Here is a 22595-nt window from a genome sequence, read left to right as displayed (position 1 = left end):
TGTCACGGCGACCGCGGGGTCAGCCCGATGGGCTCGGGGATGAGCTCTGCTGAGATGCGTTGCCGGAACACCCAGTACGTCCAGGCCTGGTATCCGATGACGAGTGGGGTGAACACCAGCGCCGCCCACGACATGATCTTCAGCGTGTAGGCAGATGACGACGCGTTGTCCACCGTCAGGCTCCACGCGGGGTCCAGGGTCGACGGGATGAGGGCCGGATACAGCGCGCCGAACACCATCACGACGAGCGCCGCCACGACCGTCGCGGTGCACGCGAACGCCCACCCGTCGCGCCCCCGGCTCCACACCAGCATCACCGCCGACAACTGTGCGACGACGGCGACCCCGAGCACGACCCACGTCCAGTCCTTGCCGTACTCGAGTTGCGTCCACACGCCGAACCCACCGACGGCCGCGGCGACGGGAGGTCCGAGCACCGAGGCCGAGCGCACCGCGTTACCCCGCACGGCCCCTTCGGTTTTCAGCGCGACGAACACCGCCCCGTGAAATGCGAACAGGCCGGCGGTGGTCACGCCACCGAGCACCGTGTAGGGGTTGAGAATGTCGCCGAACGACAGGTCGATCTGCTGATTCGCGTCGACGGGGAGGCCTCGTACCAGCGCGGCGAACGCGACACCCCAGAGGATCGCCGGTAGCCAGGAGCCGACCGCGATCGCCACGTCGGCCCAGTTGCGCCACCGCGGGTCGTCGATTTTTCCGCGCCATTCGATCGCGCACACCCGCACGATCATGCCGACGAGGATGGCGAGCAGCGGCAGGTAGAGGCCGGAGAACATGGTGGCGTACATCGCCGGGAAGGCCGCGAACATCGCACCGCCCGCGGTGATCAGCCAGACCTCGTTCCCGTCCCAGACCGGACCGATGGTGTTGAGCGCCGCCCGCCGGTGCTTCTCGGGGTCGTCGCCCATCCGGCCGAACGACGACATCAGCATGCCGACGCCGAAGTCGAAGCCCTCGAGGACGAAGAAGCCGACGAAGAGTGCGGCCAACGCGATGAACCAGAAATCGGCGAGTCCCACGGTCGTCTCCTCAGTACGCGAACGACAACGGCGCGAGATCGTCGTCACCGGGTGGTCGGGGCGGCGCCGGCTCGGAGTCGTGTTCGAGCGGGCCCTCGACGACGTAGCGGCGGATCAACCAGAACCAGATCACCGCCAGTGCGGCGTACAGGGCGGTCAGCACGATGAGCGAGATCCACACCAGGCCCGCGGAATGCCCGGATACTCCGTCGGAGACGGTGAGCCTGATCAGCTGGTCACCGGTCGGGTTGGGTACCACCACCCACGGCTGCCTGCCCATCTCGGTGAACACCCAGCCCGCGCTGTTGGCCAGGAACGGGGTCGGCAGTGTGAGCAGGGCGAACCTGGCGAACCAGCGCTGGTCGGGTATTCGTCCCCGGCGGGTGAGCCACAGCGCGGTGAGCGCGAAAAGCACGGGGAAAGCCAGGAATCCGATCATCGCGCGGAACGACCAGTAGGTGACGAACAGATTGGGCCGGTAGTCACCGGGGCCGAACTTCTCCTGGTACTGCGCCTGCAGATCCTGGACGCCCTCGAGCCGGACGCCGGACAGTTTGCCCTCGGCGAGGAACGGAAGTACGAAGGGCACCTCGATGAGATGCGTGACGCTGTCGCAGTTGTTGTGCGTCCCGACCGTGAGGATCGAGAAGTCCGGATCGGTTTCGGTGTGGCACAACGATTCCGCGGAGGCCATCTTCATGGGTTGCTGGACGAACATCAGCTTGCCCTGGGCATCACCGGTGATGAACAGCCCGAGTGCGGAGGCCAGCGCGACCAGGCAGCCGAGAACGGTGGCGGGGCGGTACATGGTCCGCGCGTCGTCGGTGGCCGGGTCGCTTCCCGTGGCTTCGCTCGCCCGGTGGCTCCGCACCATCCACCACGCCGCGATGCCCGCGACGAAGGTTCCCGCGGTCAGGAACGCGCCCGTCACGGCGTGCGGGAACGCCGCGAGAGCCGTGTTGTTGGTGAACAGTTCGACGATGCTGGTGAGCTCGGCTCGGCCGGTGTCCGGGTTGTAGCGGGCTCCCACGGGGTGCTGCATGAACGAGTTCGCGGCGATGATGAAGAACGCCGACATGTTGACCGCGATCGCGACGATCCAGATGCACGCGAGGTGGACGAGGCGGGGCAGCCTGGTCCACCCGAAGATCCACAGCCCGATGAACGTCGACTCGAAGAAGAACGCCGCCAGGCCCTCCATCGCCAGCGGTGCGCCGAAGACGTCGCCGACGAATCGCGAGTACTCACTCCAGTTCATTCCGAACTGGAACTCCTGGACGATGCCGGTGGCGACGCCGAGCGCGAAGTTGATCAGGAACAGCTTGCCGAAGAACTTCGTCAGCCGGTACCACGCCGGGTTGTCGGTGATCACCCAGATCGTCTGCATCACCGCGATGAGGGGTGCGAGACCGATGGTCAGGGGAACGAACAGGAAGTGATAGACGGTGGTGATGCCGAACTGCCACCGTGAGACGTCGAGCGCATCCATTGCACCATCTCCCGAGCCGCCGAGCGCTGTCTACGACGAAGTGTAGTAGGCCCGACCGGCGCTGATCAACGTGCGCTGCGGCACAGCTCAGGGGATGGATTCGATGCTGGGCGGGGTGGCGCCCGTCGTCGCCTTGCGGATTCCCCACGCGGCGACGATCTCGAAGACTCCGATGACGATGAGGATGACGCCGGTGACCTGGGTGACCGCGACCAGTCCCTCCATCGGCGCCGCGAACATCACGATGCCGGCGATCACGCTGATGACGCCGATGACGATCTCCCAGATGCGACCCGGCAACGACGGATCGCTGATCGACGACATGACCGTCGAGACGCCACGGAAGATAAATCCGACGCCGATCCAGATGGCCAGCAGGTCAATCGAGTTCTGAAAGTTGACGAAGCACAGAATGGCCAGGATCAACGACGCGGCCCCGCTGATGAACAGCAAAGCCCGTCCGCCGAAGCTACTGCGGACGCTGAAGGCGAGGACCAACTGCGAGATGCCCGTGACGAGGAGGTAGGCGCCGAAGAAGATGGCCGTCACGAAGATCGCGGCGGCGGGCCGCCACAGCACCAGCGCGCCGAGGATGATCGCGAGCAGGCCCGCGGCGAGCGCGGATTTCCACAGATGCGGAAGGAGGGCGGGGGGAGCCTGGTTCGTCATGCGGGAAGTGTGGCACAGCGCGCGATTTCTATGCCGATTTCGTTGCGGTACGTGTCGATTTCGCCGTTTCCGCGCGCCGAACTCGTTAATGTTCCGTTACCGGCCATGCGCGCTGGGTCCACGGTCGCTAACGTCCTCGCCTTGGGGGTGATGAACGACCCGATGCAGAAAGTTGAGGCAACCCGTGCCCGTTGGAAAGAAGTGGCGCCTCGCCGCGGTCCTCGCAGCGACCGGCGCCCTGGCACTGTCCGGGTGTGGTACGACCAGCGAGACGTCTGAGTCGTCGGCCACCTCGGCGGCGCCGAACGCCAGCAAGGTCGAGGACATTGCGAGCACCGTTCCCGAGGACATCAAGTCCTCCGGCAAGCTGATCATCGGGGTCAACATCCCTTACAAGCCCAACGAGTTCAAGGACGAGAGCGGCAAGATCGTCGGGTTCGACGTCGACCTGATGAACGCGATCGCCGGAACGCTCGGCCTGACACCGGAGTACCGGGAAGCCGACTTCGCCAAGATCATCCCGTCCATTCAGGGCGGCACCTTCAACGTCGGCATGTCGTCGTTCACCGACACGAAGGAACGCGAGGAGTCGGTCGACTTCGTCACCTACTTCTCCGCGGGCACCAGCTGGGCGCAGAAGACCGGTGCGGGCATCGACCCGAACAACGCCTGCGGCAAGAAGGTCGCGGTACAGGCCACCACGACGCAGGAGACCGACGAGCTGCCCGCCAAGAGCAAGGCGTGCACCGATGCCGGTAAGCCCGCCATCGAGATCGTCCCGTTCGACGGCCAGGACGCCGCCACCAACGCCGTGGTTCTCGGTCAGACCGACGCCATGTCGGCCGATTCGCCGGTCACGATGTACGCGATCAAGGAGACCGGAGGCAAGCTCGAAGCGGCGGGCGAGGTCTTCGATTCGGCGCCCTACGGCTGGCCGGTGAAGAAGGGCTCGCCGTTGGCGCAGTCGCTGCAGAAGGCTCTCGAGCACCTCATCGAGACCGGCGACTACAAGAAGATCGCCGAGAACTGGGGTCTGCAGGACGGCCTGATCGACAAGCCCGTCATCAACGGCGCAACCAGCTAGACCGCTCGATGACACCTGACGCTTCGTCGCCATCCGCCATCGACGCGGTGCCCCTCCGGCACCCCTGGCGGTGGGTGGCGGCGATCGTCATCGTCGTCCTGGTGGCGCTGTTCCTCTACGGGGCCGCCACCAACGACGCCTATCGGTGGTCGGTGTACCGCGAGTACCTGTTCGACGAGCGGGTACTGACGGTGGGCCTGTTCAATACGCTGCAGCTGACCGTCTACTCGATGGTGATCGCGATCGCCCTCGGCGTCGTCCTGGCGGTGATGCGGCTGTCGCCGAACCCCGTGTTCAAAGCGGTGTCCTGGGTGTTCCTCTGGATCTTCCGCGGCACCCCGGTCTACGTCCAGCTGGTGTTCTGGGGCCTGATCCCGGTGATCTATCAGACCATCCAGATCGGTATCCCGTTCACGGGGCCGACGTTCGCGGAGTTCAGCGTCCAGGTGCTGGCGATTCCGTTCCTGCTCGCCGTAATCGGGTTGGCGCTCAACGAGTCCGCGTACATGGCGGAGATCATCCGGGCGGGTATCAGCTCGGTTCCCGAGGGTCAGTTGGAAGCGTCGACGGCGCTGGGCATGTCGTGGGGTCTGGCGATGTGGCGGACGGTGCTGCCCCAGGCGATGCGGGTGATCATTCCGCCGACCGGCAACGAGGTCATCAGCATGCTGAAGACGACCTCACTGGTCACCGGCGTTCCGTTCACCCTCGACCTGTACGGCATCGCCTCGCGCGAGATCGCTTCGCGGATCTACGAACCCGTGCCGCTGCTGATGGTCGCGGCGACGTGGTACCTGGTCGTCACCAGCATCCTGATGGTCGGTCAGTTCTATTTGGAGCGGTACTTCTCGCGCGGTGCTTCGCGGAAGCTGACCGGCAAGCAACTCGAGGCGTTGGCCAAGGCCCAGATGGGCGACGGGAGCGGCGTGTGACGTCGATGGAGAAGCAGACGACCCCGATGGTGAGGGCCGAGCAGGTCTGCAAGAGCTTCGGTGCGCTGCACGTCCTCAAGGGCATCACGCTCGAGGTCGGTAGGGGCGAGGTGCTGTGCATGGTCGGGCCGTCGGGCTCCGGCAAGTCGACGTTCCTGCGCTGCATCAACCACTTGGAGCAGGTGAACGCCGGCAGGCTCTACGTCGACGGCGACCTGATCGGCTACCGCGAACGCGGTGACAAGCTCCTGGAGATGTCGCCGCGCGACGCCGCCAAGCAGCGCCGTGAGATCGGGATGGTGTTCCAGCACTTCAACCTGTTCCCGCATCGGACCGCACTCGAGAACATCATCGAGGCGCCGATTCAGGTGAAGAAGGTGAAGAAGGACGCGGCCCTGGAGCGGGCGAAGGATCTGCTGAACCAGGTGGGACTGTACGACAAGGCCGGGGCGTATCCCGCGCAGCTGTCCGGTGGTCAGCAGCAGCGCGTGGCGATCGCCCGGGCGCTCGCGATGGACCCCAAGCTGATGCTGTTCGACGAACCCACATCCGCACTCGACCCCGAGCTGGTCGGTGAGGTGCTCTCGGTGATGAAGAAGCTGGCGTCCGAGGGCATGACGATGGTGGTGGTCACCCACGAGATGGGCTTCGCCCGTGAGGTGGCCAACCAGCTGGTGTTCATGGACGGTGGCGTCGTCGTCGAGAGTGGCGAGCCTCGGGAAGTGCTGTCCAATCCGCAGAACGACCGGACGAAGGCCTTTCTGTCCAAGGTGCTGTAGCCGATCCGAGCGAGCGAAGCGACGGGGAATGGTGAAGTCGGAGCTCGGAGCGGATCCGGCTGCGCCGCTCTGGCGGGCGGCGCAGGGGTTCCGGCTGCTCAGCTGTATCTACGCCGTCGGCTTCCAGGTCGCCGTCAACCCCGACCTGGAGCGGCCGGTGCTGGCGTGGGTGTTACTCGGCGTGCTGCTGGCGTGGAACGTGGCGTGCGGCGCGGCGTATCTGCAGGGCTTCGGTCGCCGCACGGCGTGGGTGACCGCCGAACTCGTGGTGATGGTCGCCCTCGTTTCCTCGACCGTGCTGGTCGCATCCGACCAGTGGATGCAGGACAACCAATCGTTGCCGACCACACTCTGGGCGACCAATGTAACCATTTCCGCAGCAATACAATTCGGCCCGTTCCTCGGAATGGGCGCGGGCCTGGTCGTCATCGCGGTGAGCGCGGCGCTCAAGGAGTCGATCAGCGTCAACCTCGGCAGGCACGCGACGATCGTCATCGAACTCGCCGTCGGACTCGGGGTGGGCATGGCCGCGCTCATCGCGAGACGCGCGCACGCGGAACTCGAACGCGCCACCAGGCTGGCTGCCGCACTGGAGGAACGCGAGCGGCTGTCGCGCGAAGTGCACGACGGTGCCATTCAGGTGCTGGCGCTCGTCGCTCGCCGTGGACGCGAAATCGGAGGAGCCACTGAGGAACTGGCTGAACTGGCGGGAGAACAGGAGCGGGCGCTGCGACGGCTGGTCAGCGGCGACGGCGAGCTGCCGACCGGCGACCGGGTCGACCTGGTGCCGCTGTTGCGGGCTCGCGAGGCGGACGCCGTGTCGACGAGCCTGCCCGCGACGCCGGTGATGCTCGACGCGACGATCGCCACCGAACTCGATGCGGCGGTGGGCAACGCGCTGGACAACGTCGTCGCACACGCGGGACCGAACGCGCACGCGTACATCCTGCTGGAGGATCTCGACGACTCCGTGGTGATCAGCGTTCGGGACGACGGTCCCGGAATCGCGCCGGGGCGACTCGCGGAAGCGGCGAGCCAGGGGCATATCGGCGTCTCGAAGTCGATCGTCGGCAGGATGGAGTGGCTCGGCGGCAGTGCGACACTGAACACCGGAACGGGCATCGGCACGGAGTGGGAGCTGACGATTCCGCGAGGGAGCGCACGTGAAATCTGACGGCGGGTTCACGGTCATGGTCGTCGACGACCATCCGATCTGGCGGGACGCCGTGGCGCGCGATCTGGCCGAGGACGGATTCGACGTCGTGGCGACCGCCGACGGAGTGGAGTCCGCACGGCGTCGCGCGGGCGTCGTGAAACCCGATGTCGTGGTGATGGACATGAGGCTGGCGGACGGTAGCGGAGCGCAGGCAACCGCCGCCGTCCTCGAGGTGTCGCCGGCGTCGCGGATCCTGGTGCTGTCGGCGTCAGCTGAGCGCGATGACGTGCTTCAGGCGGTAAAGGCAGGGGCCACAGGCTATCTCGTCAAGAGCGCGTCGAAGGCGGAACTCACCGACGCGGTGCGCGCCACCGGCGACGGGCGCGCGGTCTTCACCCCGGGCTTGGCGGGCCTGGTGCTGGGGGAGTACCGGCGCATCGCCCGCGGACCCGCCAGGGGCGCCGACCAGCCGAGCCTCACCGAGCGCGAGACGGAGATCCTGCGATTCGTCGCCAAGGGTCTGACGGCCAAACAGATCGCCGAGCAGCTGAGCCTGAGTCACCGCACCGTCGAGAACCACGTGCAGGCCACGTTTCGAAAGCTCCAGGTTGCCAACCGCGTCGAAGCGGCGAGGTACGCGATCGAACACGGGCTCGATAAGTAGCCGAGTACTAATACTCATCCGATCCGCCCCGGCAACTGCCACGATGGCCCCATGACCCAACCGGATCAGGCCCTGCTCGCTCGGATCAACGCCGACGTCGCCGCCATGTCGAGCTATCTCGGCCGCGTGCACGCCGACCTGTACGAGTTGAACCGCGTCGTCGCACTGCGCCACGCCGAGACGTCGTACGCGCCGCCGGCGACCGCCTGGGCGCCCCCCGCCGCTCAGCCCCCCGCCACTCAGCCCACTGCCGCTCCGCAGCCCTTCTCGCCCCCGCCGGGGCAGCCGGTCGTCGTGCCACCCGCGCCCCCGGCCCCGGCCATCGCGGCCCCGGTGAAACCGCGCTCGGACAACTGGATCGGCAAGGTGCTGGCCGTCGCAGGGGTCGCGGTCACGCTCGTCGGTGTCGTGCTGCTCCTCGTCCTCGCCGCGCAGGCCGGCATTCTGCGACCGGAGATCAGAGTGGGCATGGGGGCGCTGCTGGCCGCCGGCCTGGTCGGTGTCGCCTTCCGACTCAACAGCAGGCCGGGCGGACGGGTCGGCGCGATCGCACTCGCCGCGACCGGTATCGCCGCGGCGTACATCGACATCATCGCGGTGACGACGATCTACGAATGGGTCTCCGGCGCAGTCGGACTGGTGCTCGCCGCGGTGGTGGCCGGAGGAGGCCTCGTCCTCGCCCGCCGATGGAACTCCGAGCACCTCGCGCTGTTGGTGCTGGTGCCGCTGCTCGGCCTCGGTCCCATCGTAGTCGGAGGGATCACGCTGCTCCTCGTCGGTTTCATGATCGCGCTGTCGGCCGCCACGCTGCCGGTGCAGGTCGGCAAGGACTGGCTCGCGATGCACGGGGCACGCATGGCGGTGAGCACACTGCCGGTGCTGATCGCCCTGGTCGCCGTCGACCCCGCGTCCAACCGCATCGGCTGGCTCGCCGCGGCATGCGGCATCGCGGCGCTGCTGGCTCTCCTGAGCGCGCTTGTTCTGCTGCCGTACAGCGGCCAGCCGGTCGCCGTCGCGTTGCTGTCGGCCGCGGGCACGCTTCCCGTACTCGCCGCGTCGGTCGCGGTCGGCAGGATCACCTCCGCCGTCATGGCGGCGACAATGGCCGCGGTCCTCCTGGCGATGGCGCTGATCGGCAACCGCCTGACGAAGGACTCGACCGCAGTAGCCGCGGTGTGGTCCGCCACAGCGGCCGTCGCCCTGCTGATCGCGATCACCGTGGCGTTCGACGGTGACGTCGCCGGCCCGCTGCTGCTCGCGGTGTCCGCGGTGGTCGCGGTGGCAGGACGGCGCAGCGCGGTGGCGCGTTGGGCGGCAGTGGGATTCGGTGTCGTCGGCGGTCTGCACTACCTGGTGTCCGCCTCGCCCGACCACTTGGTCAGCGCGACCGAGGTACCGGTGTCATCGGCGGTTTCGACGCTGATCGCCAGCCTGCTGGCGGTCGCGAGTGCCGCGGCCGTCACATGGTCCTGGGTGGGCCGCAAGGGTTCCGACCGCGACGTCGCGGGTGTCATGTGGGCGTGCGCCGCCATTGTGGGCATGTACGCCATCACCATGTTCACGGTGACCGCGGGAGTGCTGATCGGCGGCGAGGAGGCGGGCTTCTTCTCCGGCCACATGGCTGCGACGATCTGCTGGATCGCTCTGGCCGCGTTGGTGTTCCGATACGCCGTCACGGTGCCGCGAGCGAAACGCTCACTGCCGATCGCGGCCGGGCTCACGGTGGTTGTCGCGGCGATGGCCAAGCTGTTCCTGTTCGACCTCGGCACGCTCGGCGGCATCTTCCGTGTCGTGGTGTTCATCGTCGTCGGTCTCGCGCTGCTGGGGATGGGCGCGGGATACGCCCGCATGCTGTCGCAACAGGACGAGCGCGAACAACTCGAGGATCACCAGCAGACGGTGTAGGAGGTCAGGGGCGAGGGCCGACCAGGTACCAGGTGTGCATGCGGCCCTTGCCCTTGACGTCGATCTCGCCGCGCTCCTCGAACACGAAGCTGTCGCGCAGGCGTTCGTAGACGTTGTTGGGCACCTGAATTCGACCCTCGACGTCGGTGCTCTCCATCCGCGCCGCGACGTTCACCGCATCGCCCCACACGTCGTAGAAGAACTTGCGGGCGCCCACCACTCCTGCCACCACCGGACCCGAGGCGACACCGATCCTCAGCGGGACCTCGCGGCCCTGCGCGTCGGTGAGGCCTTCGACGGCGCCCGCCATGTCGAGGGCCAGGCTGGCGAGCGCCTCCAGGTGGTCGGGGCGTGCCTCCGGCACACCGCTGACGACCATGTAGGAGTCGCCGCTCGTCTTGACCTTCTCGAGGCCGTGCCGGTCGACGAGCGCATCGAAGTCGGTGTAGAGGGCGTCGAGGAAGCGAACGAGTTCCGCTGGCGCGGTTTCGCTTGCGCGCTTGGTGTATCCGGCGATGTCGGCGAACAGAATGGAGGCGTCGTCGTACTTGTCGGCGATGATCGTGCGGTCGGGATCCTTCAGCCGCTCGGCGATCGACGCCGGAAGGATGTTCGCGAGAAGTCGTTCCGAACGCTCGTATTCGGTTTCCAACGCCTGCTCCGCGCGCGCGGTCTCGCGCATGGCGAACCAGACGGTGGCGATGATCATCAGCCATACGGAGACGGTGTTGATCACGAAGCCCAGCCGGAACGCCCAGTCCGGCTGGACACCGGTGTTGTGCGGCACCCACAGCTCGAGCGCTATCGCCGTGACGGCGCCTAGGAGCGCGATCAACGAGGCGATCACCATGTGGTCGATGCCGAGGATGAGGACGACGATGGCCGCAGCGACGACGTAGTAGAACTGCAGCCCGATTCCGCTGCCGATGTACAGGCTCACGACCGTGATGACCGAGTAGGCGACCAGAAGGAATACGACGGGAGCGACGACGTCGCCGAAACGGTAGAGCTTGGGGATCAGTAGGAACACCAGTGCGCTGCCGAGGTTGACGAAGCCGACCCACAGCGAACTCTGGACGATCGCGAACTGCTGCACGCCGAAGAACAAGCTCACCGCCGCGCCGATCCGCGTGACGACAGTGAGAACGCGAAGTTGTCGCGAGGTGGTCGTCGCATGGTGTTGGTCGCGACCGTGATGACCGTCTACGGCAAGTGTCGGTAGGCAGGCACGGCGCAGGGGGAGATGCCTACCCGGCTCGCCCGTTGCCACGCGCTGAGCGTAACTCCCACGGCACGTATCGAATGCCGTCCGAACGAGATCCCTGTTGACGGGTGTGCGGCGAGGCGGCGCACTGGCGCGGCGCTCATCGAGCGGACCCACGGCCGCCGGACCCATCGGTAACTCGGCCCGCACCAAGCGCTTGCTACCAAAATTGCTGTGCGCGTAAATATTGGATGACTTGGCAACGGACATTCCGATCACGTCACGACGATCTCTTTTCTGTAGCTGAACACCTGTGTGAAATTGTTCGAGCCGGGCGACTTCGTACCAATCGTCGGATCTCTCTTCATTCGTTATGTCACATCATCTTTGGTGGTCAGACTCCACCGAGCACGCCCAACGTGACTGCTAACTGAGACCAAGATCAATATGTTTGCCAAAAGTGCACATAACCGTCGAAAAATACCGTTGGTAGGAAAGCTGAAGCGCGCCCCAGCAAAAATTGACCCGAAGTTCTTTCAAATAGCTAGCAATCTTTGCTGCCACATGAGTAAATAAGCCGCAACCGGGTTGACGGTCACGACGATTACAATTTGTGAAGGCAGGCAACTGTTATGAATAAGGCCGCTAATCGTACGAAAAGCCTGTTTCGCAAAGTGGCCCAGCGGGGGGTCATCGCTGCTTTGCCCGTAGCGATGGTTGCCGCGTATTCCACAAACTTCATCGCCCCGACTCCGCCCCGCCTGTCGAGCGCCGAGTACGACCTCGTCGCGGAGATCGTCAACTCGGCTACCACCGTGGGTATCGCCGCCTCGTCGGTGTCGCTCTCCGGCCTGACGGCTGAGCAGATAGGCGAGGAACTCGACGACATGCTGGCGATCGGCGTCACCAACATTCGGATCGCCGTGCCGTGGGGCAGCATCGACTACTTCGGGGTGATCCCCGAGGACAACCCGTTCTACGGGCTGGCCTGGGCGAACATGGACGCCGTCATCTCGGAGGCGGCCAAACGCAACATGGGCGTACTCGCCGAGATCAACGCGACCCCGCCGGGGTCGGTCATCAACGGTCTACCCGGGACGGGTACACCCGATCCTGCCGACTTCGCGAACTTCCTGCAGCGGTTCATCGACAAGACGATCGTCGTCAACGGGCAGACGACCACGTACGGCGACGTCGTGTCCGCGTACGAGATCTGGAACGAGCCGAACTCCATCCAGTTCTCCACGCCGGTCGACCCCGAGGCGTACGCACAACTGCTCGCCACCGCATACCCGGTGATCAAGAACCTGGACTCGTCGGCGACGGTCGTCGCGGGTGCCGTTGGCACCGTGCAGGATTCGCCGTTCACGATGAACACGGTCACCTTCGTGCAGCGGATGCTCGACGAGTTGGACCGGCTGAACGCCTCGAGCTCCTTCGACGCGCTGTCGGTCCACCCGTACAGCCAGGACATCAAGTACTCCGACAGCTGCCCGACATGCATACCGGGGCTCCTGACCCCCAGGGAGCAGGTCGAGATGCTCAAGGCGATGATCGACGGTCGCAAGATCTGGATCACCGAATACGGCCTGCCGACCTACGACCCGCCGCCGATGGTGGGCCTCGACGGGTCGATCATCGACCGGCCGGAGATCACCGAGGCCCAGCAGTCGGAGTGGATCCGCGACCTTCTCCAGTACTGGAAGGATCACCCCGAGCAGGCGGGTCCGATCTTCCTCTACACGGGTCGCGACACCGTAGGTGCCTCGCCCACGTCCGACGAGGGCTTCTACGGGCTGTGGAAACTCGATCCGCTGACCGGACAGTGGGTGCTGAAGACCGCCGGCGAGATGCTGGAGGACTGGCTCGACGCCGGGCCCACCGACCCGACCGATCCGACCGATCCCCCCGATCCAGGCCAGGCGCTCGCACAGTTCTTCGCTACGATCGCGCAGCAGATCGGCCAGGCGCTCGCGTCGATTGGGCCGCAGCTCGTTCAGGCCATCGTTCAGGCCGTCGCGAACTGGCTCGGCAGTTTGGGACAACCAGCCGCCGCAACGGAGCCTCAGACCACGACGCTGCGCATAGCCAGCGTCGATGCGCCCGAGACGAACAGCCTCAGCATCGAGAGCGCGACGACAGAGGCGGACACCGCGTCCGATGGCGCGGTCGCGGCCACCGAGTCGAAGGCTGAGGCGACGCCGGCCGCGGCTGAGGCGACGGCTGAAGCACCCGTCGAGTCCGCGCCTGAAACCGAGACAGCACCGAGCGCCGAGGAAACCCCCGCTGCGGAAACGCCCGCATCGGAGGCCCCGGCTCCTCCGAAGGAGGCCGAACCGGCCACTCCGAAGCCGGTCGAGCCGAGCGCGCCGACCACGCCGGCGGATACGGCAACGGAGGCCTCGCCGAGTGGTCCTGACAGCGGATCCTCCGGCGCAACCGACGGCGGCTCAACGTCGAACTCGGACTCGGACTCGGACAAGGACGCGAAGGCCGACAAGGCCGATAAGGCCGATAAGGCCGACAAGAAGGCGGAGCGCGCGCAGAAGCGCGCCGAGCGCAAGGCGGAGGCGGCGAAGGCCGCCGAGGCAGGGCCGCGTAACGGCAGGGCTCACCGCGCCGCTGCGGCCGAGGCCGACACCGAGAAGCCCGCGTTGACAACGACTTCAACCACTACCGAGTCCTCCGACTCGAGTTCGGAGTAGCACTGGTGAAGCGCGCGAAGCGTAATCGGGGCCTGGTTCGGGAGCTGGCGACGCGCAGCGTTATCGCGGCTCTACCGGTGGCGATGGTGGCCGCGTACGCGAGCAATCTCTTCGTGCCGCCGCCCCCGCGGAACACGCTCGACTACCAGATGGTCGCCGAGATCAACGTGTCGCCGTCGACCGTCGGCATCGCGGCCTCACCGCTCTACGGGCAGAGCTACGAGTCGGTGAAGCAGCAACTGCAGGACATGAAGGACATCGGCGTCACCAACGTTCGCGTGTTCGTGCCGTGGGCGACCATCGAGTTCTTCGGTCCGTACGACCCCGGCTCGTGGCCCGGCACGCAGTTGTGGGCGGACATCGACAACATCATGCGGGCGGCCCAGGAACTCGACATGGGCGTGCTGGCCGAGATCAACAGCACCCCGCCGCATGCCGTGATCGACGGACCGATCGGATCGGGTACGCCGGATCCGGCGAAGTTCGCCGCGTTCCTGCAGAAGTTCATCGGCGAGTACGGCGACGTCGTATCGGCCTACGAGGTCTGGAACGAGCCGAACTACGCGGCGTTCTCGAGCCCCATCGATCCGGAGGCCTACGCGAGCCTGCTCGCGGCCGCCGCCAAGGTGATCCGGCAGTACGACGCGAGCGCGTCCGTGGTGGCGGGCGCCGTCGGCACCGTGCAGGACAGCTTCGTCACCATGAACACCCTCACGTGGGTGAATCGCATGCTCGCCCAACTGGAAACGCTCGCCGCTGCGGATCCGGAGTGGGACCTGGACGACTACTTCGACGCGCTGTCGATCCACCCCTACGGTGAGGAGATCCCGTTCAGCGGAACGTGTCCCACCTGTGTGCCGGGACTTCTGACTCCGCGTGAGCAGTTCGAGGCCCTGACCGCTCTGGCGGCACTGCAGGGCAAGAAGATCTGGATCACGGAGTACGGGCTGCCGACCACGCCCGGTGGGACGTGGACGGAAACGGACCAGGCCGAGTGGGTTAAGGACCTGCTCGACACCTGGCAGGCGTACGGCGATCCGGACAGTGACTTCTACGACCCCGCCATCGCCGCGATGCTCGGCCCGATCTTCCTCTACACCGGTCGCGACACCCCTGGAATGAGCGGCGTCGACAACCCGCACGACTATTACGGACTGTGGAAGCAGAACGCCGACGGGTCCTGGTCGCTGAAGGAAGCCGGCGAGATGCTGCGCGACTGGCTCGATGCCATCAACAATCCGGAGGAACCGGAGGAACCGACGGTCGACCCGATTGCGCAGTTCTTCCAGGCGCTGGCGCAGCAGCTCGCTCAGGCGCTGGCTCAGGCCATCGCGAACTGGTTGGCCAGCTTGGCACAGCCACCGGCACCGACCACGACGGCATTGCGGACGGCGACCGTGGAAGCGCCGGAGGATGTCGCGCTGGCGGTCGAGGCCGAGGTGACCGACGAGGCCACGGTGGAGGGGGAGACGAGCGAACCGACGCCCGCCGACACCGCCGCTGCGGAGACCGAGGCGGTCACGGAGGCCCCGACCGAGGTCGTGGCCGAGGTACCTGTCGAAACGCCGGTGGAAACCGCTCCGGAAACAGCACCGGTCGAGGAACCGTCGGCTGAGGAGACGCCGGCCGAGGAGACGACTCCGACCGATACGACTCCGACCGATACGGATTCGACCGATCCGACACCGGACGCGTCGACCGATGTTTCGGGCGGCGGAACCGGTACGGGTACCGAGCCGGGGTCCGAGCCGAAGCCGAGCGACACCGGGACCAAGGACGGCGACGCCGCGTCCGATAAACCCGACACCTCGGAGAAGAAGGCGGACAAGGGTGCGGACGCCGCGAAGCCCGACGGTGACAAGGCACGCCACGGGAAGAGCAGGGACCGCGGTGCCGCGACGCGTGCGGACACGGGCAAACCGGCGCTCGCACGCGTCACCGCCGGCGCCGACTCCTCGGACTCCGACAGCTCCGGGTCCGAGGAGTAACAGCAGGAGGAGCTCACCGGATCGCGGCCGTCGCGACTCTCGTGCCGTGAGAGTCGCGGCGGCTCGCCGCAGAACATTCGAACTCGCAGGTGAGCTCTCTCGCCGTAGCTGCCGTCGGAGGCCAGTTCGACGTCGGTCCCAGTCAGGTAGCACCGGTGTTCCGGGAAGTCCGGTGTGTTGAACCGTCTGTCGTGGAACACGAACGACCGGAATCGCGCAGCCGGAGGCTTTCCGCGCAGCCGCAGCGCCTGGCCGGGAGTCAGGCTGGACGTAGAACCCGCCGTAGACGTGCTGTCGGCCCGCTGCGGCAGCGAAGGTCCCCCTCCCGTCGTCCGTCGGCGGGATTCCGGCCACCGATGCGGGTCCCCTGGTGTAGACCTGCACCCCGGTGTAGACGGCGTCGCCGATCGGCCCGCGCAGTCGATACTGCAGGACGTTCCCAATTGGTCAACCGCGGAGCGGTCGGGTCGCCCTTCTGAAACCACATCTCGGTGGCGAGATCGTAGGCCGACAGCAGGAAGAACAGGCGCAGGGCGGGATCGAGCACGCTGCCATCAACGGCGCGATAATCCTCTGAGCTACAACAACATTTGGCATTGACCTGGTGCCCCCGGTGAGATTCGAACTCACACTGCACGGGTTTTGAATCCGTTTCCTCTGCCAGTTGGGATACGGGGGCGCTCGTAGTGCGACTTGCCAGCTTAGTGGATCTGTTCGCACCTCCGTGACGGCCCCGCGGTCGCTGATCGGGCGTGGTCACGCGACAATGAGGGCATGACCGAGTCATCGACTGACGCCACAAAGCCGCGTCGCGTCCTCATCGCCGAGGACGAAGCACTCATCAGGCTCGATCTCGCCGAGATGCTCCGCGAGGAGGGCTACGACGTGGTCGGCGAGGCCGGCGACGGTCAGGAGGCCGTCGAGCTCGCCGAGCAACTGCAGCCGGATCTCGTCATCATGGACGTGAAGATGCCACGCCGCGACGGGATCGACGCCGCCGGCGAGATCGCGTCCAAGCGCATCGCGCCGATCGTGGTTCTGACGGCGTTCTCGCAGCGCGATCTCGTCGAGCGGGCCCGCGACGCGGGGGCGATGGCGTACCTGGTGAAGCCGTTCTCGATCACCGACCTGATCCCCGCAATCGAACTCGCGTTGAGCCGTTTCGGCGAGATCGCAGCACTCGAGCTGGAAGTGGCGACACTGTCCGAACGGCTGGAGACGCGCAAGCTGGTCGAGCGCGCGAAGGGTTTGCTGCAAGCGAAGCAGGGGATGTCGGAACCCGAGGCGTTCAAGTGGATTCAGCGCGCCGCGATGGACCGTCGTACCACGATGAAGCGCGTCGCCGAAGTTGTGCTCGAAACGTTCGATCCGCCCGCCGAAGCGTAAACACTGCGTTTCCGGACACGCTGATACGCCCGGCGACACGGTCGATTGACGGCCCGCATTCACCAACATCACGCACGTCGGCCACACGACCGCTATGTTCTACCCCGAAGCATCGACGGCCGATGATGCGCGCTGCGTCAACCGGTGCCGATGACAAATTTCTATTCGGAGGTGAAACGTGCGCGGTCGCGTAGCACGTAGTGCATTTGCTCTCGGAAGCGCGAGCCTGTTGATTGTGGCCATGGCCGGCTGTAATCAGTCGACGCCCGAGGAGGAGAACTCGGCCCAGTCCGACCTGAAGATCGTCGAGCAGGTTCAGGTCGATGAGAGTGGCGCCGAGGTGAAGGCGGCCGAAGGTGCCACACCGGCCGACCCCGCCGGGGATGGCAAGGCCACCTGCTCACCGCTGTCCATTGCGATGGCGGGTGCACTCACCGGACCCGATGCCGCGCTCGGTATCAACATCAAGAACGGCGTCCAGTTGGCCGTGGACAAGCACAACAAGGCCAACCCCGGCTGCCAGGTGCAACTGAAGACCTTTGACACCGAGGGTGATCCGCAGAAGGCCACCGGAATCGCGCCGCAGATCGTCGACGACCCCTACACCATCGGCCTGGTCGGTCCGGCGTTCTCCGGCGAGACCAAGGCCACCGGCACGGTGTTCGACCAGGCGGGTCTCGCGTCGCTCACCGCGTCGGCGACCAACCCCGATCTGAGCAAGAACGGCTGGAAGACCTTCTTCCGCGGCCTCGCCAACGACGCCGTTCAGGGCCCGTCGGTCGCGAACTACTTGAAGGACACTCTCGGCTACAAGAAGATCTGCGTCGTCGACGACAGCACGGACTACGGCAAGGGGCTCGCCGAGCCGATCCGCGCCACTCTCGGCCCGGTCGCCGACTCGAGTTGCAACATCCAGGTGAAGAAGGGCGACAAGGACTTCTCCGCCGCGGTCACGCAGATCAAGGGTGCCAGCCCGGACGCCGTGTTCTTCAGCGGGTACTACTCGGAGGCCGCACCGTTCGTCCAGCAGCTGAAGGACGGCGGCTTCGAGGGGACGTTCGTCAGCGCCGACGGCACTAAGGACCAGGAGTTCGTCAAGCAGGCGGGCGAGTCGTCGAAGGACGCCATCCTGTCCTGCCCCTGCGGTCCGGCCAGTGCCGAGTTCACCGAGGAGTACAAGGCCAACTCCGGCGGAGCGGAGCCCGGCACCTACAGCACCGAGGGTTACGACCTCGGCACCATCCTGATGAAGGCGATCGACTCGGGTGCCAACACACGCGAGGCCGTGCTCAACTTCGTCAGGGGATACAACGGCCAGGGTGTGGCCCGTAACTACCAGTGGACCCCCGAGGGTGAGCTCACCTCCAGCCTCGTGTGGATCTACAAGGTTCAGTAGTCGGTAACACGGGACGCGCCCGAGACCGAAACGTCTCGGGCGCGTCGCGTTTAACACCCTCGGGAGGACCCGCCACCGAATGAGCCACGAGTGCGCTGTGCAGTACGCATGTCAGGCCGCGAACATCAACTTCAACGTCGACGGATTGATCAACGGCTTCTGGCAGTTGACCATCGACGGACTCTCATGGGGGGCGATCTACGCGCTGGTGGCCGTCGGCTACACGCTGGTGTTCGGCGTGCTGCGACTGATCAACTTCGCGCACTCCGAGATCTTCATGGTCGGCATGTTCGCCGCCTACTTCTGCTTGGACTTCATTCTCGGCTTCACACCGAGCGGTAACGCCTACAACAAGGGCGTCGCGCTGACGATCCTCTACCTCGCGATCGCCATGTTGTTCGCGATGCTGGTATCCGGCGGTGCCGCAGTCGGTTTGGAGGCCGTCGCCTACCGCCCGCTGCGGAAGCGCAACGCGAGACCGCTGACGTTCCTGATCACCGCCATCGGAATGTCCTTCGTCCTGCAGGAATTCGTGCACTTCATCCTGCCGCAGATCATCGACGGTTACGGCGGGTCGAACGCACAGCAGCCGATCGTGCTGGTGCAGCCCAAGACTCAGTTCACGATCTTCGGCGCCGCGGTGTCGAACGTCACCATCGTGATCATCGTGGCGGCGCTGATCTTCGCGCTGGCCACCGACATCGCGATCAACCGCACCAAGTTCGGTCGCGGTATCCGCGCGGTGGCACAGGATCCGACCACGGCGACGCTCATGGGGGTGTCCCGTGAGCGGATCATCATGACGACGTTCCTGATCGGCGGGCTGCTCGCCGGCGCCGCGGCGCTGCTCTACACGCTGAAGGTGCCGCAGGGCATCATCTACTCGGGCGGCTTCCTGCTCGGTATCAAGGCGTTCTCGGCCGCGGTGCTCGGCGGAATCGGCAACCTGCGTGGGGCTCTGCTGGGCGGCCTGATCCTCGGGGTGATGGAGAACTACGGACAGGCGCTGTTCGGTACGCAGTGGCGCGACGTCGTGGCCTTCGTGCTGCTGGTCCTGGTCCTCCTGATCCGGCCGACGGGCATACTCGGTGAGAGCCTCGGGAAGGCACGGGCATGAGTCATCGGGATCCCGCAGGCGAGCCACGGTCCGAGGACGCGAAGCCCTCGCAACTGGCCAGCACGCTGTTGGCGCCGGGCGACGTCATCCGCGGCCACTGGGACAATCTCGACCGTCCGGTGAAATGGCTCGCGGGCGTCGTGTTGTTCGGTGCGCTCGCCCTGCTGCCGCTCTACACGCCGGGGTTCATCGACACTCCGGGGATCAGCTTCGGCGGGACGATGGCGCAATTCGTCATGGTCGCCATCATCGCCATCGGGTTGAACGTCGTGGTGGGTCAGACGGGCCTGCTCGACCTCGGCTACGTCGGCTTCTACGCCGTCGGCGCCTACACGGTCGCTCTGCTCACCAGCCCCACCAGTCCGTGGAATCAGGTCGGCGTCGAGGGGTTTCTCAGCAGCGACTGGGCCTGGCTGGCCTGCGTACCGCTGGCGATGGCCGTCACCGCGCTGTCCGGACTGATCCTCGGCACCCCGACGCTGCGCCTTCGAGGTGACTATCTCGCGATCGTGACCCTCGGCTTCGGTGAGATCATCCGCCTGCTCGCGGACAACCTCTCCGATATCACCAACGGCTCGCGCGGTCTCGACCGAATCGCGTATCCCAAACTGGGTGAGCGCGAGGGGCTGCCCAACGGTGTGTTCTCCAACGGCAACTCCGGCGGTGACGCCAACTACGGCACGTGGTGGTTCTGGCTGGGACTCATCCTGATGATCGGCATCCTGCTGTTCGTCGGCAACCTGGAGCGCAGCCGGGTCGGGCGCGCCTGGGTGGCGATCCGCGAGGACGAGGACGCCGCGGAGGTGATGGGCGTCAACACGTTCAAGTTCAAGCTCTGGGCGTTCGTGATCGGTGCTGGCATCGGCGGATTGTCGGGCGCGCTGTACGCCGGCCAGGTGCAGTACGTCGCACCGACGAACTTCAACATCATCAACTCGATGCTCTTCCTGGTCGCCGTCGTCCTCGGCGGTCAGGGCAACAAACTCGGCGTCATCTTCGGTGCATTTCTCATCGTCTACCTGCCGAACCGGTTGCTCGGTGTGCACCTGTTCGGGGTGAACCTCGGCGACTTGAAGTACCTGTTCTTCGGAATCGCGTTGGTGGCGTTGATGATCTTCCGGCCGCAGGGCCTGTTCCCGGTGCGTCAGCAACTACTCGCGTACGGCAAGGCGGCTCGAAAGCTGTTGCGGAGCGCCGACGATTCGAAGGCGGCGGCATGACGGACCGGCCTTCACTGGACAAGCCCTCGTCGGACCAGCAGGGGGTGGACGAACCGCTGATCGACGAGGATATGGCGGCGCTGCACCGTGAGATCAACGTCGCCGAGGGGGAGATGCTGCTGCAGACGCAGGATCTCACCATGAAGTTCGGTGGCCTCACGGCGCTGGACGCGGTGACCTTCGGCATCAAGCGCGGCGAGATCCTCGGGCTCATCGGGCCCAACGGCGCAGGCAAGACGACGTGCTTCAACGCGATCACCGGGGTGTACCGCCCGACCTCGGGCACGGTGATGTTCGACGGAGCGCCGCTGGGCAGGATCAAGCGACACGAGATCACCCGCCGCGGTATCGCCAGGACGTTCCAGAACATCCGGCTGTGGGGGGAGATGACGGCTCTCGAGAACGTGGTGGTCGGCACGGACGCCCGACACAAGACGTCGGTGCCCGGAGCGCTCTTCAGGACGCCGCGGCACTGTCGCGAGGAGAAGTCGGCCATCGAGAAGGCGGCGGCGCTACTGCAATTCGTCGGCATCGCCCACCGCGGCGAGGAGAAGGCGAAGAACCTGCCCTACGGCGATCAGCGTCGGCTCGAGATCGCTCGGGCGCTCGCCACCGAGCCCAAGCTGCTGTGCCTCGACGAGCCGGCCGCGGGATTCAATCCGAGTGAGAAGGCCGCGCTGATCGACCTGATTCGGGCGATCCGCGACGACGGTTACACCGTGTTGCTCATCGAACACGACATGCGACTCGTCATGGGGGTCACCGATCGCATCGTCGTATTGGAATTCGGCCGCAAGATCGCCGACGGACTGCCCGCGGAGATCCGCGAGGATCCGGCCGTGATCGCCGCGTACCTGGGAGTGCCCGATGACGAGCTTTGAGAAATCGCCTGCGGCGGACACCGAGCGCAAGGTCCTCCTCGAGGTGCGCGACGTCGTCGTGCACTACGGCAGAATCCAGGCGCTGCATGGTGTTTCGCTGGTTGTGCGCGAGGGCGAGCTGGTGACGCTGCTGGGGTCCAACGGCGCGGGCAAGACGACGATGATGCGCGCCATCTCGGGGTTGCGTCCGCTGACCTCCGGGTCGGTGTGGTTCGACGGTCGTGAGGTGTCGAAGATCAAGGCACACAAGCGCGTTGTCGACGGTCTCATTCAGGCGCCGGAGGGGCGCGGGGTCTTTCCAGGCATGACGGTCGTGGAGAACCTCGAAATGGGTTGCTACGGGCGTACGTTCGAATCCAAGTCAGCGCACCGCGAGCGCTTCGAATGGGTGTTGGAGACGTTCCCGCGGCTGGCCGAGCGACGCAACCAGGTCGGCGGCACGCTGTCCGGCGGTGAGCAGCAGATGCTCGCGATCGGACGCGCGCTGATGGCGAGGCCCAAGGTGCTGCTGCTCGACGAGCCGTCCATGGGACTGGCGCCGATGGTGATCTCGCAGATCTTCCGGATCATCTCCGAGATCAACAAGCAGGGTACGACGGTGCTGCTCGTCGAACAGAACGCGCAGCAGGCGCTGTCCCGGTCCGACCGCGCGTACATCCTGGAGACGGGCCGCGTCACCAGGGAGGGCGTCGCCAAGGATCTGCTGGCCGACGACAGCATCCGGGCGGCCTACCTCGGGGTCGCCTGAGCGATCCCCTGTCATCCCTCCCGCGAGCGTGCGTGTCTGGACGGCCACACGCCGTTAACTCGGGCAGTCCGTGCACGTTCGGGGGGCCTAGTCGCAGGTCGGGCACACTCCGGTGACCGATCGCTGCATCCCGCAGGGGCAGAAGTCGGCTTCGCGAGGCACGTTCTTTGCTCGCTCGCTCGCTTCGTAGACCCTGGTGATCGGATGCTCCACGTACCCCAGTAGATGTGAA

The 22595-nt window shown here is 66.0% G+C and carries 18 protein-coding genes and 1 tRNA gene; 14 read left to right on the top strand and 5 right to left on the bottom strand.

Annotated features, from left to right (window positions below):
* Positions 1-2 precede the first annotated feature (2 nt).
* The 3 genes from cydB to NM203_RS10555 all read right to left on the bottom strand — a co-directional run bounded on the left by cydB (position 3) and on the right by NM203_RS10555 (position 3198).
* Positions 3-1040, bottom strand: a complete 1038-nt coding sequence (gene cydB / locus NM203_RS10565; protein ID WP_255059836.1) for a cytochrome d ubiquinol oxidase subunit II — start codon at positions 1038-1040, stop codon at positions 3-5.
* A gap of 10 nt (positions 1041-1050) precedes the next feature.
* Positions 1051-2529, bottom strand: coding sequence for a cytochrome ubiquinol oxidase subunit I (locus NM203_RS10560; RefSeq protein WP_255059835.1), 1479 nt, complete (start codon positions 2527-2529; stop codon positions 1051-1053).
* 87 nt (positions 2530-2616) lie between these two features.
* A complete protein-coding gene (locus tag NM203_RS10555; protein ID WP_255059833.1) occupies positions 2617-3198 on the bottom strand; it encodes an HdeD family acid-resistance protein in 582 nt (193 codons plus the stop codon).
* A 184-nt stretch (positions 3199-3382) separates the two neighbouring features.
* On the opposite strand from NM203_RS10555, the gene NM203_RS10550 reads away from it, so the two are divergent.
* From NM203_RS10550 to NM203_RS10525, 6 genes are read left to right on the top strand one after another with little or no spacing between them, the layout of a single operon-like run.
* The gene (locus NM203_RS10550; protein WP_255059832.1) at positions 3383-4282 is read left to right on the top strand and encodes an ABC transporter substrate-binding protein; all 900 of its coding nucleotides are present in this window, start codon (positions 3383-3385) and stop codon (positions 4280-4282) included.
* Positions 4283-4290: 8 nt separating this feature from the next.
* Positions 4291-5214: an amino acid ABC transporter permease gene (locus NM203_RS10545; protein WP_255059831.1), complete on the top strand. Its 924-nt coding sequence runs from the start codon at positions 4291-4293 to the stop codon at positions 5212-5214.
* A gap of 26 nt (positions 5215-5240) precedes the next feature.
* Positions 5241-5993, top strand: a complete 753-nt coding sequence (locus NM203_RS10540) for an amino acid ABC transporter ATP-binding protein (RefSeq protein ID WP_255060396.1) — start codon at positions 5241-5243, stop codon at positions 5991-5993.
* Positions 5994-6021: 28 nt separating this feature from the next.
* Positions 6022-7167 (top strand): MacS family sensor histidine kinase, encoded by a 1146-nt coding sequence (gene macS / locus NM203_RS10535; RefSeq protein WP_255059830.1) that lies wholly within the window; start codon positions 6022-6024, stop codon positions 7165-7167.
* Between the two features lie 16 nt (positions 7168-7183).
* Complete coding sequence (locus NM203_RS10530; RefSeq protein ID WP_255060395.1) at positions 7184-7813, top strand: response regulator; 630 nt, start codon at positions 7184-7186, stop codon at positions 7811-7813.
* A gap of 51 nt (positions 7814-7864) precedes the next feature.
* Positions 7865-9718 carry a DUF2339 domain-containing protein gene (locus NM203_RS10525; RefSeq protein ID WP_255059829.1) on the top strand — a complete coding sequence of 618 codons (1854 nt, stop codon included), beginning with the start codon at positions 7865-7867 and terminating at the stop codon, positions 9716-9718.
* 4 nt (positions 9719-9722) lie between these two features.
* Here NM203_RS10525 and NM203_RS10520 read toward each other — a convergent pair whose 3' ends face one another.
* On the bottom strand, positions 9723-10955 hold the full coding sequence (locus NM203_RS10520; protein ID WP_255060394.1) for an adenylate/guanylate cyclase domain-containing protein: 1233 nt from the start codon (positions 10953-10955) through the stop codon (positions 9723-9725).
* 680 nt (positions 10956-11635) lie between these two features.
* Between NM203_RS10520 and NM203_RS10515 the strand changes: the two genes are divergently transcribed.
* Positions 11636-13627: a cellulase family glycosylhydrolase gene (locus NM203_RS10515; RefSeq protein ID WP_255059828.1), complete on the top strand. Its 1992-nt coding sequence runs from the start codon at positions 11636-11638 to the stop codon at positions 13625-13627.
* A gap of 5 nt (positions 13628-13632) precedes the next feature.
* A complete protein-coding gene (locus NM203_RS10510; protein ID WP_255059827.1) occupies positions 13633-15615 on the top strand; it encodes a cellulase family glycosylhydrolase in 1983 nt (660 codons plus the stop codon).
* Positions 15616-16217: 602 nt separating this feature from the next.
* On the opposite strand, the gene NM203_RS10505 is transcribed toward NM203_RS10510, so the two are convergent.
* Positions 16218-16294, bottom strand: a tRNA-Leu gene (locus NM203_RS10505).
* A 95-nt stretch (positions 16295-16389) separates the two neighbouring features.
* Here NM203_RS10505 and NM203_RS10500 point away from each other — a divergent pair.
* The 6 genes from NM203_RS10500 (at position 16390) to NM203_RS10475 (ending at position 22363) form a co-directional block, all read left to right on the top strand.
* Positions 16390-17001, top strand: a complete 612-nt coding sequence (locus NM203_RS10500) for a two-component system response regulator PdtaR (protein ID WP_255059826.1) — start codon at positions 16390-16392, stop codon at positions 16999-17001.
* 178 nt (positions 17002-17179) lie between these two features.
* Complete coding sequence (locus NM203_RS10495; protein WP_255059824.1) at positions 17180-18397, top strand: branched-chain amino acid ABC transporter substrate-binding protein; 1218 nt, start codon at positions 17180-17182, stop codon at positions 18395-18397.
* 79 nt (positions 18398-18476) lie between these two features.
* The gene (locus NM203_RS10490; protein WP_255059823.1) at positions 18477-19514 is read left to right on the top strand and encodes a branched-chain amino acid ABC transporter permease; all 1038 of its coding nucleotides are present in this window, start codon (positions 18477-18479) and stop codon (positions 19512-19514) included.
* The gene (locus tag NM203_RS10485) at positions 19511-20734 is read left to right on the top strand and encodes a branched-chain amino acid ABC transporter permease (RefSeq protein ID WP_255059821.1); all 1224 of its coding nucleotides are present in this window, start codon (positions 19511-19513) and stop codon (positions 20732-20734) included. The genes NM203_RS10490 and NM203_RS10485 overlap by 4 nt, the downstream gene beginning before the upstream one ends.
* 71 nt (positions 20735-20805) lie before the next feature.
* Positions 20806-21615: an ABC transporter ATP-binding protein gene (locus NM203_RS10480; protein ID WP_255060393.1), complete on the top strand. Its 810-nt coding sequence runs from the start codon at positions 20806-20808 to the stop codon at positions 21613-21615.
* Positions 21602-22363 carry an ABC transporter ATP-binding protein gene (locus NM203_RS10475; RefSeq protein ID WP_255059820.1) on the top strand — a complete coding sequence of 254 codons (762 nt, stop codon included), beginning with the start codon at positions 21602-21604 and terminating at the stop codon, positions 22361-22363. The genes NM203_RS10480 and NM203_RS10475 overlap by 14 nt, the downstream gene beginning before the upstream one ends.
* Positions 22364-22595 lie beyond the last annotated feature (232 nt).

Source organism: Mycolicibacterium arenosum, assembly GCF_024320865.1.
Classification (GTDB): domain Bacteria; phylum Actinomycetota; class Actinomycetes; order Mycobacteriales; family Mycobacteriaceae; genus Mycobacterium; species Mycobacterium arenosum.
The sequence above is the reverse complement of the archived record's forward strand: the minus strand, read 5'-3'. Positions and strand labels throughout refer to the sequence as shown.

Excerpts from the sequence above, each read along its gene's own strand:
- NM203_RS10560 (WP_255059835.1), bottom strand. The coding sequence starts at position 2,529 with ATGGATGCGCTCGACGTCTCACGGTGGCAGTTCGGCATCACCACCGTC.
- NM203_RS10555 (WP_255059833.1), bottom strand. The coding sequence starts at position 3,198 with ATGACGAACCAGGCTCCCCCCGCCCTCCTTCCGCATCTGTGGAAATCC.
- NM203_RS10545 (WP_255059831.1), top strand. The coding sequence starts at position 4,291 with ATGACACCTGACGCTTCGTCGCCATCCGCCATCGACGCGGTGCCCCTC.
- NM203_RS10540 (WP_255060396.1), top strand. The coding sequence starts at position 5,241 with ATGGTGAGGGCCGAGCAGGTCTGCAAGAGCTTCGGTGCGCTGCACGTC.
- macS (WP_255059830.1), top strand. The coding sequence starts at position 6,022 with ATGGTGAAGTCGGAGCTCGGAGCGGATCCGGCTGCGCCGCTCTGGCGG.
- NM203_RS10530 (WP_255060395.1), top strand. The coding sequence starts at position 7,184 with ATGGTCGTCGACGACCATCCGATCTGGCGGGACGCCGTGGCGCGCGAT.
- NM203_RS10525 (WP_255059829.1), top strand. The coding sequence starts at position 7,865 with ATGACCCAACCGGATCAGGCCCTGCTCGCTCGGATCAACGCCGACGTC.
- NM203_RS10515 (WP_255059828.1), top strand. The coding sequence starts at position 11,636 with ATGGTTGCCGCGTATTCCACAAACTTCATCGCCCCGACTCCGCCCCGC.
- NM203_RS10500 (WP_255059826.1), top strand. The coding sequence starts at position 16,390 with ATGACCGAGTCATCGACTGACGCCACAAAGCCGCGTCGCGTCCTCATC.
- NM203_RS10490 (WP_255059823.1), top strand. The coding sequence starts at position 18,477 with ATGAGCCACGAGTGCGCTGTGCAGTACGCATGTCAGGCCGCGAACATC.
- NM203_RS10485 (WP_255059821.1), top strand. The coding sequence starts at position 19,511 with ATGAGTCATCGGGATCCCGCAGGCGAGCCACGGTCCGAGGACGCGAAG.
- NM203_RS10480 (WP_255060393.1), top strand. The coding sequence starts at position 20,806 with ATGGCGGCGCTGCACCGTGAGATCAACGTCGCCGAGGGGGAGATGCTG.
- NM203_RS10475 (WP_255059820.1), top strand. The coding sequence starts at position 21,602 with ATGACGAGCTTTGAGAAATCGCCTGCGGCGGACACCGAGCGCAAGGTC.